The sequence below is a fragment of the Enterobacter sp. UNJFSC 003 genome (assembly GCF_036903355.1).
Lineage (GTDB): Bacteria > Pseudomonadota > Gammaproteobacteria > Enterobacterales > Enterobacteriaceae > Enterobacter.
The window spans coordinates 225,472-241,219 of the sequence record NZ_JBAKHK010000002.1 but is presented as its reverse complement, the minus strand read 5'-3'; the positions used below and the strand labels follow the sequence as shown (position 1 = coordinate 241,219).

The following is a 15,748-nucleotide window of genomic DNA, read 5'->3' as shown; positions in this document are numbered from 1 at the left end:
ACGAGGAATGAATATTCTTAATATATTCATTTGAATGATGTGTTAGTAAATAATAAAGAGATGTGGCCGGTTGGCCACATCCCATAAAGCATTAACGCGGAGACACGGTGACCTGGCGACCGTTGCTTGCCAGAACAACACGCTGACCAGCGGAGAAGCGGGTGTTGCCTTGTTTCTGAACAACCATGATGGTGCTGCCGTCGTCTTTGCGGATTTCCAGCTCGACGCCCTGAGATTTGTTCATGGCACCCTGAACGCCTTGACCCGCTACGCCACCTGCAACGGCACCTGCCGCTGTTGCCAGGGAGCGACCTGTACCACCGCCAACAGTGTTACCCAGGAAACCACCCAGGACGGCACCGCCGATTGCGCCAACCACGTTGCTTTCATCGCCACCCTGAATCTGAACAGGACGTGCGTTAACAACGGTACCATAAGTCACATTCTGAACTTGCTTAGCTTCAGACGCACTATACACGTCGCCAGAAAGTGAACTGTCATTCACACAACCAGCCAGAGTTAAACCAATCAGCGAAACGCCCAGTACACGTAAAATCATTTGACTCTCCTGTTCACCAAAAACGCTCAAATTGAGCATCCGTAATGGCTAAATTATATGGCATACGGGCCATAGATCATATCTTTGCACTAACAATAGGAAAATTGTACTTGAATTTGACTTAACGATACATAAACGAAAGCCTCTCGTGTCACTTGTCTGACATTGTTAAAAAATATTATTGCTGCATAGCCAAGTGCGCCCATTTATGGTGGAGTGGATACCTCTAGCCCTCGCAACGTAAGGAAAGCGCATGAAATCGGGTCGCTACATTGGTGTGATGTCGGGCACCAGTCTGGATGGAGTTGATGTCGTTCTGGCCGCAATCGATGAAAACATGGTAGCACAGCAGGCAAGCCTGACCTGGCCCATTCCCGTTTCGCTGAAAGAGGACATCCTGAGCATCTGTCAGGGGCAGCAATTGACGCTTTCACAGCTTGGACAGCTCGATGTGCGTCTTGGGGCACTGTTTGCTGACGCAGTGCAGGCACTGATGGACAAAGAACATCTTCGCCCACAGGATGTCGTCGCAATCGGTTGTCACGGGCAGACCGTCTGGCATGAGCCAATCGGCGACGCGCCGCATACCCTGCAGATTGGCGATAACAACCAGATTGTGGCGAAAACAGGGGTGACGGTAGTCGGAGATTTTCGACGTCGTGATATTGCGCTGGGTGGGCAAGGTGCACCATTGGTACCGGCGTTCCATCAGGCTCTGTTGGCGCACCCGACTGAGCGCCGCATGGTGCTCAACATTGGCGGAATTGCCAACCTGTCGATGCTGATCCCCGGGCAACCTGTTCGCGGCTACGATACCGGCCCTGGCAATATGCTGATGGATGCCTGGATCTGGCGCCAGCGCGGTAAAGCTTATGATAAAGACGCTGAGTGGGCGTGCGAGGGTAAAGTTATTATCCCGCTGCTGCAATCCATGCTTAGCGACCCGTATTTTGCACTGCCTGCCCCAAAAAGTACGGGACGTGAGTATTTCAACTATGGCTGGCTTGAGCGGCAGCTGGCTCAGTTTCCGGCGCTTGCCCCGCAGGATGTTCAGACGACGCTTGCCGAATTAACCGCCGTCTCGATCTCTGAGCAAGTGCTTCTGAGCGGAGGATGTGATCGTCTGCTGGTATGCGGTGGAGGAAGCCGTAACCCGCTGGTGATGGCGCGTCTGGCTGGGCTACTGTCGGGGACGGAAGTGACAACCACGGACGAAACCGGGATCAGCGGTGATGATATGGAAGCGCTGGCATTCGCCTGGCTCGCATGGCGCACCGTAGCCGGGTTGCCCGGCAACCTGCCGTCGGTAACCGGTGCCCGGGAGGCCAGCGTGCTCGGTGCGATTTTCCCGGCAAATCCTCGACATAATCAGAGTTAACTGAAATTCAGCGCTGCGCGTAGCCGTTAATATGGAAAAAACAGGAGGACAGCCTTGTCCTCCAGGACCAGGATAGTCTTCGGAATACGCCCATGAAAAAACTTCTTCTTATTGTTGCGCCACTCTTGCTGTCTGGATGCAGCGTTTATAACCAGTTCGTTGAGCGCATGCAGACCGATACGCTTGAATATCGCTGCGCTGAAAAACCGCTGACCGTAAAGCTGAATAATCCCCGTCAGGAAGCCAGCTTCGTGTATGACAACAAATTGCTCACGTTGAAGCAGGGAGTCTCCGCCTCTGGTGCGCGTTATACGGACGGTATCTATGTATTCTGGTCGAAAGGTGACAGCGCAACGATCTACAAGCGTGACCGTATCGTGCTGAACAATTGTCAGCTCGAAAATCCGAAGCGTTGAGATTTTCCCAGGGGCGGCGCACAATAGCGCCACCCAATGTCAATTTCAGCTAACGCCATGTCAGATAACGACGAACTGCAGCAAATTGCGCATCTGCGCCGCGAATACACCAAAGGCGGCCTGCGTCGCCAGGATCTCCCCGCCGAACCGCTGGTGCTTTTTGAACGGTGGTTGAGGCAGGCCTGTGAAGCCAAACTTGCCGATCCGACGGCGATGGTTGTCGCGACGGTCGATGAGAACGGTCAACCGTATCAGCGCATCGTGTTGCTCAAACACTATGACGAGAAAGGGCTGGTGTTTTACACCAACCTCGGCAGCCGCAAAGCACACCACTTAGAAAATAACCCGCGTATCAGCCTGCTGTTCCCGTGGCATATGCTGGAGCGTCAGGTGATGGTCACCGGTAAAGCGGAGCGCCTCTCTACCCTTGAGGTGGTGAAGTACTTCCACAGCCGTCCGCGCGATAGCCAGATTGGCGCCTGGGTTTCAAAACAGTCCAGCCGTATTTCTGCCCGCGGCGTGCTTGAAAGCAAATTCCTCGAGCTAAAACAGAAGTTCCAGCAGGGCGAAGTGCCGCTGCCAAGTTTCTGGGGTGGTTTCCGTATCCCAATCGAACAGATGGAATTCTGGCAGGGCGGCGAACATCGGCTGCATGACCGCTTTTTATACCAGCGCGATAACGGCGGCTGGAAAATCGACAGACTGGCACCGTAATCCCCGAAATTTGTTGTGTTAAGCGCTAGCGCTACGTGCGCCAGCGCTTTATTCTATGTACCTTTCGTATCAGGCGAAAAGTCGTGTACCGGCAAAGGTGCAGTCGTTTATACATGGAGAATTTGATGGCAAGCAGTAACTTGATTAAACAATTGCAAGAGCGGGGCCTTGTCGCCCAGGTGACGGACGAAGAAGCGTTAGCAGAGCGACTGGCGCAAGGCCCGATCGCGCTCTATTGCGGCTTTGATCCCACCGCCGACAGCTTGCATTTGGGGCATCTTGTTCCCTTGTTATGCCTGAAACGCTTCCAGATGGCGGGCCATAAGCCTGTCGCGCTGGTCGGCGGTGCCACCGGTCTGATTGGTGACCCAAGCTTTAAAGCCGCTGAGCGTAAACTGAACACCGAAGACACCGTGCAGGAGTGGGTGGACAAAATCCGCAAACAGGTTGCACCGTTCCTCGACTTCAACTGTGGCGAGAACGCCGCCATTGCTGCGAACAACTACGACTGGTTTAGCAACATGAACGTGCTGACCTTCCTGCGTGATATCGGCAAACACTTCTCAGTTAATCAGATGATTAACAAAGAAGCCGTTAAGCAGCGTCTGAACCGTGACGACCAGGGTATCTCCTTTACCGAGTTCTCCTACAACCTGCTGCAGGGTTATGATTTTGCCTGCCTGAATGAACTGCACGGCGTTTGCCTGCAGATTGGCGGTTCTGACCAGTGGGGTAACATCACTTCCGGTATCGATTTAACCCGTCGTCTGCATCAGAATCAGGTCTTTGGTCTGACGGTTCCGCTGATCACCAAAGCGGACGGTACCAAATTTGGTAAAACTGAAGGCGGTGCGGTATGGCTCGATCCGAAGAAAACCAGCCCGTACAAATTCTATCAGTTCTGGATTAACACGGCGGACGCCGATGTTTACCGCTTCCTGAAGTTCTTCACCTTTATGGACATTGAGACGATCAACGCCCTGGAAGAAGAAGACAAAAACAGCGGTAAAGCGCCGCGCGCGCAGTACGTTCTGGCTGATGAAGTCACCAAGCTGGTTCACGGTGAAGAAGGTCTGGCCGCGGCAAAACGCATTACCGCAAGCCTGTTCAACGGCACGCTGAGCGATTTGAGCGAAGCAGACTTCGAACAGCTGGCGCAGGATGGCGTGCCGATGATTGAGTTGGAAAAAGGTGCCGACCTGATGCAGGCGCTGGTGGACTCCGAGCTGCAGCCGTCTCGCGGTCAGGCGCGTAAAACCATTGCGTCTAACGCGATCACCATCAACGGTGAAAAGCAGGCCGATCCGGAATACACCTTCGTTGACGGCGACCGTTTGTATGGCCGTTACACGCTTTTGCGTCGCGGCAAGAAAAACTACTGTCTTGTCTGCTGGAAATAATTAAAAGTATGCCGGGGCGTGGGAAACCACGCCCCTTTTGTTTTTTCAGGGTTTGGTAAGCAAAAAATGAAGAACATCCTCGCCATTCAGTCCCACGTTGTTTTTGGACATGCTGGCAATAGCGCTGCGGAATTCCCGATGCGCCGCCTCGGAGCCAACGTCTGGCCTCTCAATACCGTCCAGTTCTCAAACCACACGCAGTACGGCAAATGGGCCGGCTGCGTGATGCCGCCTTCGCATCTGACAGAGATCGTGCAAGGCATTGCCGATATCGACCAGCTTAAACGCTGTGATGCGGTGTTGAGCGGTTACCTTGGCTCAGCGGAGCAGGGGGAGCACATCCTTGGCATCGTCCGTCAGGTGAAAGCGGCGAACCCGTCAGCAAAATATTTCTGCGATCCCGTGATGGGGCATCCGGAAAAGGGCTGTATTGTGGCGCCGGGTGTTGCAGAATTCCACGTTCGGCATGCGCTGCCAGCCAGCGATATTATTGCGCCGAACCTTATTGAACTGGAGATCCTCTGCGAGCATTCGGTAGACAGCGTAGATGAGGCTGTACGCGCTTCTCGTGAGTTAATTGCTCAGGGGCCAGAGATTGTACTGGTGAAGCATCTCGCACGTTCAGGATTGAGCCAGGACCGTTTTGAGATGTTGCTGGTGACGCAGGACGACGCCTGGCATATCAGCCGCCCGCTAGTGGATTTTGGCGTACGCCAGCCCGTCGGGGTCGGTGATGTGACCAGCGGCCTGCTGCTGGTGAAATTATTGCAGGGTGCCCCCCTGCGTGAAGCGCTGGAGCACGTTACTGCCGCAGTCTATGAAATTATGATTGCGACGAAAAATATGCAGGAATATGAATTGCAGGTGGTTGCGGCACAAGATCGTATCGCGAAGCCGGAACATTACTTCAGCGCAACACAATTGTAAGAGTAGGGATGTTGTAGGCCGGGTAAGCGTAGCGCCACCCGGCAATACAAACCGCTCGGTTAATTCAACCCTTCCGCTTTCAGCGCCGCCGCAACCCCAGGACGTGCCGCAACGCGATCCATATACGACGCAATATGGTCTAATCCTTCCATATTCAGCTTAACCGCGCGCGCCCAGCGCAGAACGGTAAAGAGATACGCATCAGCAATAGTGAAACGCGCCCCGCAAATCCATTCATCGTCCTTCAGCGATTCGTTAACGTACTGCAGTTTTTTCTCAAGCAGGGCACGCACGGTCGGTTTGTACTCTTCCGGCGTATCGGGGCGGAACAGCGGAGTAAAGCCTTTGTGCAGCTCGGTCGCAATATAGTTCATCCACTCCAGCGTCTTGTAACGGGAGACGCTGCTCACCGGTGCGAGCAGCTGGCGGTCAGGTACGGTATCGGCAAGGTACTGCATAATCGCCACGCCTTCGGTCAGGAGCGTACCGTCATCCAACAATAGCGCCGGCACTTGTCCCTTCGGATTGATAGCAAAGAAGTCATCGCCGTTTTCCAGGCGCTTTTTCATCAGGTCAACGCTGTCCAGCGTGAAGTCTTTGCCGCTCTCGCGCAGGGTAATGTGGGAAGCAAGAGAGCAGGCGCCTGGTTTGTAGAACAGTTTCATCGGTAACTCCTTTTTGCTGAGGTTCCAGCTATGTTAGTGCGCGTTTGAATAAAAAAAAAGCCGCTAATGAATTAGCGGCTTCCGTTCAGTCGTTTCCCGATGACATTACGCGTTAGCGGTTTCGGCCACTTTAGCGTTCTTGTCGTCGTCCTGAGTCATGCGATTCAGCTTAGGCGCGGTCAGCAGCATCAGAACCGCGATAACCGCCGTGGCAATACCAATCTGCATGAATACGGTACCGTAAACATTCAGGGAGACCAGCGGGTCGGTCACGTTTTCTGGCACCGCCATCAGGTTTGCAATCTTACCTGCAATGATTGCCGCACCGGCAGTGGTGAGGAACCAGCTACCCATGATGAAGCCCATCAGACGCTGCGGAACCAACTGTGCAACCATGGCCAGCCCCAGACCGGAGATCATCAGCTCGCCGATAGACTGCAGCGCGTAGCTCAGGATCAGCCAGTTAACGGAGACGATGCCCGCTTCGGTCGCAAATTTGGTACCCAGTGGCAGCACCAGGAACGCACCGGAGCACAGCACCATACCGATAGCAAACTTGTGCGGCATTGGCAGACGGTCACCCATCTTGTTATAGATAGCCGCCAGAATCGGGCTACCAATCATGATCCAGAATGGGTTCAGGGCCTGATACTGTTCAGGTTCGAACGCGATACCGAGGATTGAGTGTTCAACGTTACGGATAGCGAAGAAGTTCAGGGACGTTGGCATCTGGCTGTACAGCACGAAGAAGATAATCGCTTGCAGCATCAGAATGAACGCCACAATCATCTTACGACGCGCAGCACCCTGCATAGCGAACGCTTCTTTCGCAAAGATGCACACGATGCCCAGCGCAACTACACCCAGTACAGCACGTGCAACCCCCTGGTTATGCAGCAGCCAGGTTGCGACGGCAGCGAGGATCACAACACCCACGATAGTCGCCAGCAGTTTGCCCATGTGTACAGGCTCGAAGTCAGGCTTAGAACCGTAATCTTTCACCCAGCTGCGGCAGAACAGGAAGTTCACCACGGTGATCAGCATACCCACAAAGCTCAGCGCAAACGCCACACTCCAGCCAAATTTAGCTGCGAGCCATGGAGTTGCCAGCATTGAGAAGAATGAACCAATGTTGATGGACATATAGTACATGGTGAATGCACCGTCCAGACGTGGGTCATCTTTGTTGTAGCAGGTAGAGAGCAGGGAAGACGGGTTCGCCTTGAACAGGCCGTTACCGACGGCGATAGTCGCCATACCCATGTAGACCACTGCTGCATCGTGACCAGACCACGCAACCAGGCCATAACCGACCGCCAGAACAACGGCACCTAGCATGATGACACGTTTGGTGCCGAGGACTTTATCACCCAGCCAGCCGCCGATAGCGACCAGACCGTATACCAGAGCACTGAAGGAAGAGAACAGCGTGATGGAATCGGCTTCGGACATACCCAGTTGTTTAACCAGGTAAACCGCCATGATCCCTTGCAGGCCGTAATAACCAAAACGTTCCCATAACTCAATAGAGAAAATGAGATAGAACGCTTTTGGCTGTTTAAAAGCGTTAAGACTTACGCTTTCATCTGTTGGTTTATTGTTTGCAGTAGACACATATACCTCTTTTTTTACATCCCATATTAACGGGGGTGTTCATAGCGTGAAGACCGTAGTCCATCCGCTTTATAGTTATATTGGGAGGGGAAACGGCGGGTAATGTTCACTATCCTGACCCGTCTGGCAATACGTTTGTAATACTCTGTTACATATAACTGAGGCGATATAATCAGGCCGTCATGCAAATGTTATTCAGCGTTAAATTTTATTCCGTGCCTATTGGTGGTTTTTTTGACTGCCTTTAACCCCATGAAGCGGTTGTTTGGCGATATGTTCTGCTATTTGCCGTTTCAGGCAGTGATATAGCCCATATTCTGAAAAATGAATGGTCATATGTGCGGCATTGGATCGGTTAAATCTTGTCTGGCAAAGGGTTTACGCAGGTTTTAACAACAAAAATCCAACATGACGTTATCAGAGTGATCCTGATCACATATGTATAGAAATTTTTGGTGATGAAAAAAGAATTAACCTCTTTGGACGTTAAATGACCGAACATTCGCCCGGTTAAGGTGGGGGAATGGCGGACAATTTACGGCCATAAGGAAGGTTTACAGATAAGCCTTCCTTATGTAAGGGATTGAATGCGCGAAGGGAAAGGTCAAACAGGCGATCAGGAATACACTTTATCTTTAAATTCGCACAGGTCTTCGATGATGCATGATCCGCAGCGAGGTTTTCGTGCTATGCAGGTGTACCGGCCATGCAGAATCAACCAATGATGACAATCAACCTTAAATTCGGCAGGAACGACCTTTAACAGTTTTTCTTCAACCTGTTCGACGTTTTTACCCGGCGCGAAGTTGGTGCGGTTGGCGACGCGGAATATATGGGTGTCTACGGCAATCGTCGGCCAGCCAAATGCGGTATTCAGCACCACGTTTGCCGTTTTTCGACCTACGCCCGGCAGCGCTTCCAACGCCGCACGATCTTCCGGGACCTCGCCACCGTGTTGCTCCAGCAAAATTCGGCAGGTCTTAATGACGTTCTCGGCTTTGCTGTTAAACAGACCGATGGTTTTGATATACGATTTCACGCCGTCCACGCCCAGCGCCAGCATTGCCTGCGGCGAGTTGGCCACCGGATAGAGCAGGGCGGTGGCTTTATTGACGCTCACGTCGGTAGCCTGCGCAGACAGCAGCACGGCGATCAGCAGCTCAAACGGCGAGTTGAAGTTCAGCTCCGTCGTTGGGTGAGGGTTTTCGTCACGCAGACGGGTCAGGATCGCAATGCGCTTGTCTTTGTTCATGAGGCCTTCTCGGGTATCCCTTCCTGCACGCTGCGCTCAGCCGCGCGGCGTTTACGTTTCTCATCAATCAGGTATTTTATCGCCAGCATCATGCCAAGGCCAATGAAAGCGCCCGGGGGCAGCATAGCCAGCAGGAACGGGGTGTCCGTATGGAAGACTTCAATGCGTAACGCCTTAGCCCAACCGCCCAGCAGCGCATCTGCGCCGTCAAACAGCGTGCCGTTACCCAGAATCTCACGCAGCGAACCCAGTACAAACATGGCACAGGTTGCCCCCATGCCGATGGCAAATCCATCCAGCGCCGACATGGCCGGGCTGTTTTTCACCGCAAAGGCCTCAGCACGACCCACAACGATACAGTTGGTGACGATAAGCGGAATGAAGATCCCGAGCGACTGATACAGACCAAAGGCATAGGCGTTGATCAGCATCTGGACGATACTCACCACCGACGCGATGATCATCACGTAAATCGGAATACGGATCTCTGATGGCGTCCAGCGGCGTAATGCGGAGATGGACAGGTTGGTCAGGGTTAATACCAGCGTGGTCGCCAGCCCCAGGCCCAGCGCGTTGGTGGCAGTAGACGTCACGGCAAGCAGCGGGCACATCCCCAGTAATTGCACCAGCGCGGAGTTGTTCTTCCACAGACCCTGGACGATAACCTCTTTAACCTGGCTCATGATTACTCCTCACAGGCGGGAAGATTGTTCATTTGCGCGGGAAGCGTTTCTGCATATAGCCCGGCCCGTTTTACGGCATTAACCACTGCACGAGGCGTGATGGTCGCCCCCGTGAACTGATCGAACTCGCCGCCATCTTTCTTCACCGCAAAAGCGGTATCGTTTTCGCCATGGATAACTTTACCGGCAAAGTGCAAAATCCAGTCGCTTAACCGCGTTTCAATTTTATCACCCAGCCCTGGCGTTTCGTGATGCTCCGTTACGCGAGTGCCGAGTACGGTACCGGAGAAATCACTGCCAACCAGCAGCTGAATAGCACCGGAATAGCCGTCGGGAGCCGTCGCTTCCATGACCGCCCCCACCGGCTTATCTCCCTTGCGGGCGATAAAGACGCGATGTGCACCTTTGCCTAACGAGGGTGCCTCTACCACGAAGCAGCTTTTCTGCAGGTCATTATCGTAGAAGTCGGACGGGATGACCTGGTCGAAGAGTGCTTTTTGCTGCCTGACCGCCTGCTCATCAATCGTCGTTTTTGTCAACGTATTGACCAGCGCGGTAAGTCCGGTCAGAACCGCCGCGAAAATAGCCAGCGTCATGCCGTGCTTTTGCATTGTCTTAAACATGGCGAAACCCTTAGCGATGGCCGTACACGCGCGGGCGCGTGTAGTAGTCGATGAGCGGAACGGTGATGTTGGCAAGCAGTACGGCGAACGCCACGCCGTCAGGATATCCGCCAAAGCTGCGGATAAGCCACACCAGTAATCCTGCCAGCGCGCCGAAGATCAGGCGGCCACGGTTGGTCGTCGACGCCGTTACCGGGTCGGTCAGAATAAAGAACGCGCCCAGCATGGTCGCACCAGAGAACAGGTGCATCTGCGGGCTGGCGAGTGACTCAGGGGAGAACGCCCAGCCCAGCGTGGCGCAGATTGCCAGCGTCACGAGGAAGCTGACCGGGATGTGCCAGCGAATCGCTTTTTGTTGCAGCAGGAATAACCCGCCCAGAAGATACGCGAGGTTGACCCACTGCCAGCCTGCTCCCGCCAGTACGCCGTTATAAATGGCAGATTTCATGATCTGCTCAACGCTGTGCCCGGCATGAAGGGAGGTTTTAAAGGTATCGAGCGGGGTGGCCTGGCTAATGCCGTCCACGCCCATACGAAGCGCGTTCATATCAGCACCGAGAGCCGTATGACCGGTAAAGATCACCTGCAGAGCATCCATAAAGCCTGGCACCGTGGCGGCGATCTCGTGCGGTGGTAACCAGCTGGTCATCTGCACTGGGAAGGAGATCAGCAAAACGACATAGCCAATCATCGCCGGGTTAAAGGGGTTATGACCCAGCCCGCCGTAAAGCTGTTTGGCAATAATGACCGCAAACACGGTACCGAGTACCACCATCCACCAGGGGGCTAACGGCGGAATACTGATCGCCAGCAGTAGGCCAGTCAGCAGCGCCGAGTTGTCGCTGAGAATACGTGAAACGTTCATCTTGCGCAGCGTTAGCACCAGACCTTCTGCTGCTAACGCGCTGGCACAGCCAAGCGCTAACTGGAAAAGCGTTCCCCAGCCGAAGAACCAGAACTGTACGGCAATGCCCGGCAAGGCGGCCAGGCAGACCAGCATCATAATGCGCGAGGTTTGACGCTGGTTATGGGTATAAGGGGAACTTGCGATTCTGAAAACCATTTAATCCTCGTTAACTGCTTGCTGTGCGGCTTTCTTCGCCTGTACGCGTGCAATCGCGGCGGCGACTGCGGCTTTGCGTGGATCATCATTTGCTGCCTGCTGCTGCTCTTCCTGCTGTGCCGCTTTACGGGCTTTAGCACGGGCAATTGCGGCTTCTACGGCGGCCTTACGCGGATCAACCGTGGCTTCTGGCGCGGCTGGCTGCGGCTGTTGCGCGGCTTTACGAGCTTTGGCGCGAGCAATAGCGGCTTCAACTGCGGCCTTACGCGGATCGACATCGGCTTGTGGCTGAACGGCTTTGGCTTTCTCCGCCTGACGCGCGCGCGCTTGCGCTTTACGCGCCTCGCGGGCGGCAATCGCTTCACTGTTGTCCGGTTTTTCACCCGCAGGGATCACGATGGTTTGCGCAGCGGACGCTTTTTTCTCACGCACGCGAGCCAGCGCGGCATTGATCGCATCCTGATCTTTCTCTGCAGGCTGTACGGCAGCCTGTTTGTGACGCTCCTGACGAGCGGCTTTTTCACGTTCGAGTCGCGCCTGGCGGGCTTCAAAGCGGGCTTTGGCTTCTGCCGCGCGTTTTTCTTCCATCGAGATGGCGTAGATTTCAGCTTTTTCCTGACGGAAATATTGCACCAGCGGAATACTGCTCGGGCAGACCCACGCGCAGGCACCGCACTCAATGCAGTCGGCCAGATTGTGAGCTTTCGCCTTATCGTGCAGTTGACCCTTGCTAAACCAGTAGAGCTGCTGGGGGAGCAGATCGGCCGGACAAGCATCAGCACAGGCGCTACAGCGGATACAGCCTTTCTCTTCCTGCTCCTCGCCCATCTCCGTTGGGGAAGGGGCGAGCAGGCAGTTCGTAATCTTGACGACTGGAACGTCCAGCCACGGCAGGGTAAAGCCCATCAGCGGGCCACCCATAATCACCATCTGATCGCTGGATGGGCAAAAATCAGCCTGCTCCAGAAGATGGCGCACCGGCGTACCCAGACGTGCCCAGACGTTGCCCGGACGAGAAACAGATTCGCCCGTCAGCGTCACGACGCGCTCGGTCAACGGTTCACCGTCAACCACTGCGCGTTTAACGGCGTAGGCAGTCCCGACGTTTTGCATCAGCACGCCGATATCAGAGGAGCGTCCACCGTGCGGAACTTGCTTACCGGTGAGGATTTGGGTCAGTTGCTTTGCGCCCCCGGAAGGGTATTTGGTAGGGATAACGCGCAGGCCAATATCATGGCTGCCCGCCAGAACCGCACGCAGCATCGAAATGGCCTGCGGTTTGTTATCTTCAATACCGATCAGCACTTCACGCGGCTGCAGGATATGGGCCAGAATGCGGATCCCTTCCACTACCTGCGCGGCGCAGTCCTGCATCAAACGGTCATCCGCGGTGATATAGGGTTCGCATTCGGCGGCATTGATAATCAGCGTTTCAATTTTGTCGCCACCGCCACGCAGCTTGGTTCCCGTCGGAAAGCCAGCGCCGCCCAGCCCGGCAACGCCGAACTGATGGATTCGTTCAATAAGCGCTTCACGGCTTTGATTGCGGTAGTCATTCCAGCCATCACGGTCGATCCAGCGGTCTTCTCCATCGGCGTCGATAAGTACGCTCAGTTCGGAGAGGGCGGAAGGGTGCGCAACGGTATGGGGAGCAATCGACACCACTTTACCGGACGTTGGGGCATGTACAGGCAGCATACGTCCGCGACCAAAGGTTAACGGCTGGCCGCGCAGGACGATATCGCCTTCTTTAACGCACAGTTCGCCTTCTGCGCCGATATGCTGTTTAAGCGGTATAACGTAACGCGTCGCCAGCGGAATTTGACGCAGGGGCGTGCCGTTAGACTGGGTTTTCATCTCGGGGGGATGGATACCGCCGTCGAAGTCCCAAATCTTCTCTTTTCGGAAAGCGGAAAATAACTTAAGCATGGTGTTCCACAGGAATGATGCGAACTGGAATAGTTTGAAGATCCCACTTCCAGCTTTCGGTAGTCGTTTCAACCGGGTGTAATTCTATACACTGCGTCGGGCAGGGGGCCACGCAGAGATTACAGCCGGTGCACAGATCCGCCACAACGGTGTGCATCGCACGAGTCGCGCCAACAATGGCGTCGACAGGGCATGCCTGAATACATTTGGTGCAGCCAATGCAGTTTGCCTCGTCGATCACGGCGAGGGCACGCACCGGCTCCTGCACATCCGCATCGCCATCAACAGGCTGCGGGTCAACGTTAAGCAGTGCCGCGATTTTCAGCATCACCGCTTCGCCACCGGGGGCGCAGCGGTTAATTTTTTCACCCTGCACGCCTACCGCTTCCGCATAGGGGCGGCAGCCGGGATAGCCGCACTGCCCGCACTGGCTTTGAGGCAGAAGCTCATCGATTTTTTCAACGACAGGATCGTCCTCTACCGCGAAACGGCGGGAGGCGTAGCCCAGAATTAAGCCAAACACCAACCCTAAAACGCTGATAGAGGCGATGGCAATCCAGATAGCATTCATTACAACTTCACCAGACCACTGAAGCCCATAAAGGCCAAAGACATTAAACCGGCGGTCACCAGTGCAATCGCATTACCGCGAAACGGTGCGGGAATATCCGCTGCGGCAAGGCGCTCACGAATAGAGGCAAACAGAACCATCACCAGTGAGAAACCGACGGCGGCAGAAAAACCATACAACGCCGATTGCATAAAATTATGCCCGAGGTTGATGTTAAGCAGTGCCACGCCGAGTACGGCGCAGTTGGTGGTGATCAGCGGCAGGAAGATCCCCAGCAGACGATATAGCGCCGGGCTGGTTTTGCGCACCACCATTTCGGTAAATTGCACAACAACGGCAATCACCAGAATAAAGGCCAGCGTGCGGAGATAGGTCAACCCCAGCGGGATAAGGATCCAGGTATCGATCCACCACGCGCAGATAGACGCCAGCGTCATGACGAAGGTTGTCGCCAGCCCCATGCCCATCGCAGTTTCCAGTTTTTTGGAAACGCCCATAAACGGACACAGGCCGAGAAACTTCACCAGAACGAAGTTGTTAACCAGCACAGTGCCGACAAAGAGCAGTAAGTAATCGGTCATTATTCAGCCTGAAATAAAAAAGCCGCCTATTATCGGATAAACCACAACAGGCGACAACAGGTTAACTGTAAGGTTATTACGGGTTCACAAAGGTGTTCTTCACCCGCGATGAACGCTTGAAATAGGGCACCAGTAGCGCGGCAGCCAGTAATGGGAAAAGCAGCTGTCTGACGGCCAGGGCATCTGAAACCGGTGAGAAAGCAAAGGCTTTGACCGCCAGCAGAACCGAAATCAGCAGCCAGATGATGTAATGCTTTGGCACACTCTTTCGGCGTTTAAAGAAGGCAATCGTCAGCCACAGCGTGTAGTACCACATTGCGATCGCGAAAACGAATGAGGCAAACCACAGCGTAATATTGAGCACACTTTGCGACATGAGGGTCTGGATTGCATGAGGTGTAATCAGTGCCGTGGTATAAAGCAGCAACGCAAGCGATGCGCTTAATAATGCAACCAGCAGCCATGCCAGCGGGGCGATTAACCAGCCTCCAATTCTTTCTCCAGGCGTTGCGGTCATGAACTCTCCCATAAATCTGCGCGAAATGTTGTACAGCCAGTTTGCAGGGCGGAGAGTATATAACATTTCGCGCGGATGGCTACTTTCTTATAAAACGTAACGCCATACGGACTTAGGCACTTCACCGACGTTAAACAAACGGCCACCGGAGACCAGTTCTGCACGACGATGATCGGCAGCGCGGTACATATTAATGATGTCCTGATTATCCGACAGCGTGTAGTTCAGATGGTCAAACAGTTTTTCCAGGCTCTCAAGGGAATTGATCTTGCGAAATTTTAATAAATAGTCCTGAACTGTCATGTTAATAAGTTTCCATATAAAAGTGAGTAATATCCGTTGCGGAAATTCGTTCGAATAATAAACGGATTAATTAGGACGTAAACAGCCCACTCAGGTACAGCGACTAAATTAGGAGTTTTCTTTGCTGCAAAACACAGGCATCAGGGTGATGCCTGGAGAGAGAAGGTTAACCGTGTTCAACATGACTGGCAACAATGAACTGACACATTATGTCACTCTTTTGCTGCGCCTCTGTTACTTCGGTTGAGCGACTGTGACAGGCTCCGGCGGCTGGTAGTTATCGATATGGCTGGCAACACCCAGCAAAATGACCGATACCCCAAGAACAATCCATCCCGCTAATTCAATGATTCGATTAATAATTGACGTCATGACTCGTGTTTGTAATTTATCCATAAATACAGATTGCAAATGTTACAGCGCTGTATGGGTAACGGCAAGTGCTTTGGGAATCGTTCCCTTAAACAAAATCAGCAGGTTAAATCTATGTAACAAAAACAACCGGCACAGGATGCTATTCTAAATACGGTGGCACATTATAAATCTGTTAAGG

The 15,748-nt window shown here is 53.7% G+C and carries 18 protein-coding genes; 5 read left to right on the top strand and 13 right to left on the bottom strand.

What is annotated here, in order from left to right; all coding sequences use genetic code 11:
* Positions 1-91: 91 nt before the first annotated feature.
* A complete protein-coding gene (gene slyB / locus V5P19_RS07190) occupies positions 92-559 on the bottom strand; it encodes an outer membrane lipoprotein SlyB (RefSeq protein WP_334401613.1) in 468 nt (155 codons plus the stop codon).
* A 253-nt stretch (positions 560-812) separates the two neighbouring features.
* Here slyB and anmK point away from each other — a divergent pair, with 253 nt between their 5' ends.
* The 5 genes from anmK (at position 813) to pdxY (ending at position 5,394) form a co-directional block, all read left to right on the top strand.
* The gene (anmK, locus tag V5P19_RS07185; RefSeq protein ID WP_334401611.1) at positions 813-1,937 is read left to right on the top strand and encodes an anhydro-N-acetylmuramic acid kinase; all 1,125 of its coding nucleotides are present in this window, start codon (positions 813-815) and stop codon (positions 1,935-1,937) included.
* Between the two features lie 92 nt (positions 1,938-2,029).
* Entirely contained in the window at positions 2,030-2,353 is a 324-nt protein-coding gene (gene mliC, locus V5P19_RS07180) for a C-type lysozyme inhibitor (RefSeq protein ID WP_334401609.1), read from the top strand.
* Positions 2,354-2,410: 57 nt separating this feature from the next.
* On the top strand, positions 2,411-3,067 hold the full coding sequence (gene pdxH / locus V5P19_RS07175; protein WP_334401607.1) for a pyridoxamine 5'-phosphate oxidase: 657 nt from the start codon (positions 2,411-2,413) through the stop codon (positions 3,065-3,067).
* A gap of 125 nt (positions 3,068-3,192) precedes the next feature.
* Complete coding sequence (gene tyrS, locus V5P19_RS07170; protein ID WP_334401605.1) at positions 3,193-4,467, top strand: tyrosine--tRNA ligase; 1,275 nt, start codon at positions 3,193-3,195, stop codon at positions 4,465-4,467.
* 66 nt (positions 4,468-4,533) lie between these two features.
* A complete protein-coding gene (pdxY, locus tag V5P19_RS07165; RefSeq protein WP_334401603.1) occupies positions 4,534-5,394 on the top strand; it encodes a pyridoxal kinase PdxY in 861 nt (286 codons plus the stop codon).
* Positions 5,395-5,453: 59 nt separating this feature from the next.
* On the opposite strand, the gene gstA is transcribed toward pdxY, so the two are convergent.
* The 12 genes from gstA to blr form a co-directional block, all read right to left on the bottom strand.
* Positions 5,454-6,059, bottom strand: coding sequence for a glutathione transferase GstA (gene gstA, locus V5P19_RS07160; protein WP_334401601.1), 606 nt, complete (start codon positions 6,057-6,059; stop codon positions 5,454-5,456).
* Positions 6,060-6,164: 105 nt separating this feature from the next.
* On the bottom strand, positions 6,165-7,673 hold the full coding sequence (dtpA, locus tag V5P19_RS07155) for a dipeptide/tripeptide permease DtpA (RefSeq protein WP_334401599.1): 1,509 nt from the start codon (positions 7,671-7,673) through the stop codon (positions 6,165-6,167).
* 616 nt (positions 7,674-8,289) lie between these two features.
* The gene (gene nth / locus V5P19_RS07150) at positions 8,290-8,925 is read right to left on the bottom strand and encodes an endonuclease III (protein WP_334401597.1); all 636 of its coding nucleotides are present in this window, start codon (positions 8,923-8,925) and stop codon (positions 8,290-8,292) included.
* Positions 8,922-9,608: an electron transport complex subunit E gene (locus tag V5P19_RS07145; RefSeq protein WP_334401595.1), complete on the bottom strand. Its 687-nt coding sequence runs from the start codon at positions 9,606-9,608 to the stop codon at positions 8,922-8,924. The genes nth and V5P19_RS07145 overlap by 4 nt, the downstream gene beginning before the upstream one ends.
* A gap of 2 nt (positions 9,609-9,610) precedes the next feature.
* Positions 9,611-10,231, bottom strand: a complete 621-nt coding sequence (gene rsxG / locus V5P19_RS07140; protein ID WP_334401593.1) for an electron transport complex subunit RsxG — start codon at positions 10,229-10,231, stop codon at positions 9,611-9,613.
* Positions 10,232-10,241: 10 nt separating this feature from the next.
* Complete coding sequence (rsxD, locus tag V5P19_RS07135; RefSeq protein ID WP_334401591.1) at positions 10,242-11,294, bottom strand: electron transport complex subunit RsxD; 1,053 nt, start codon at positions 11,292-11,294, stop codon at positions 10,242-10,244.
* On the bottom strand, positions 11,295-13,223 hold the full coding sequence (rsxC, locus tag V5P19_RS07130) for an electron transport complex subunit RsxC (RefSeq protein ID WP_334401589.1): 1,929 nt from the start codon (positions 13,221-13,223) through the stop codon (positions 11,295-11,297).
* Positions 13,216-13,794 carry an electron transport complex subunit RsxB gene (rsxB, locus tag V5P19_RS07125; protein ID WP_334401587.1) on the bottom strand — a complete coding sequence of 193 codons (579 nt, stop codon included), beginning with the start codon at positions 13,792-13,794 and terminating at the stop codon, positions 13,216-13,218. The genes rsxC and rsxB overlap by 8 nt, the downstream gene beginning before the upstream one ends.
* Entirely contained in the window at positions 13,794-14,375 is a 582-nt protein-coding gene (gene rsxA / locus V5P19_RS07120) for an electron transport complex subunit RsxA (protein ID WP_008500564.1), read from the bottom strand. Before rsxA ends, rsxB begins: the two co-directional genes overlap by 1 nt.
* Before the next feature lie 76 nt (positions 14,376-14,451).
* Complete coding sequence (locus V5P19_RS07115) at positions 14,452-14,892, bottom strand: DUF2569 domain-containing protein (protein WP_334401585.1); 441 nt, start codon at positions 14,890-14,892, stop codon at positions 14,452-14,454.
* Positions 14,893-14,979: 87 nt separating this feature from the next.
* Positions 14,980-15,195, bottom strand: coding sequence for a transcription modulator YdgT (gene ydgT / locus V5P19_RS07110; protein ID WP_013096896.1), 216 nt, complete (start codon positions 15,193-15,195; stop codon positions 14,980-14,982).
* A 234-nt stretch (positions 15,196-15,429) separates the two neighbouring features.
* Entirely contained in the window at positions 15,430-15,555 is a 126-nt protein-coding gene (blr, locus tag V5P19_RS07105) for a division septum protein Blr (RefSeq protein ID WP_168112406.1), read from the bottom strand.
* Positions 15,556-15,748: the final 193 nt, after the last annotated feature.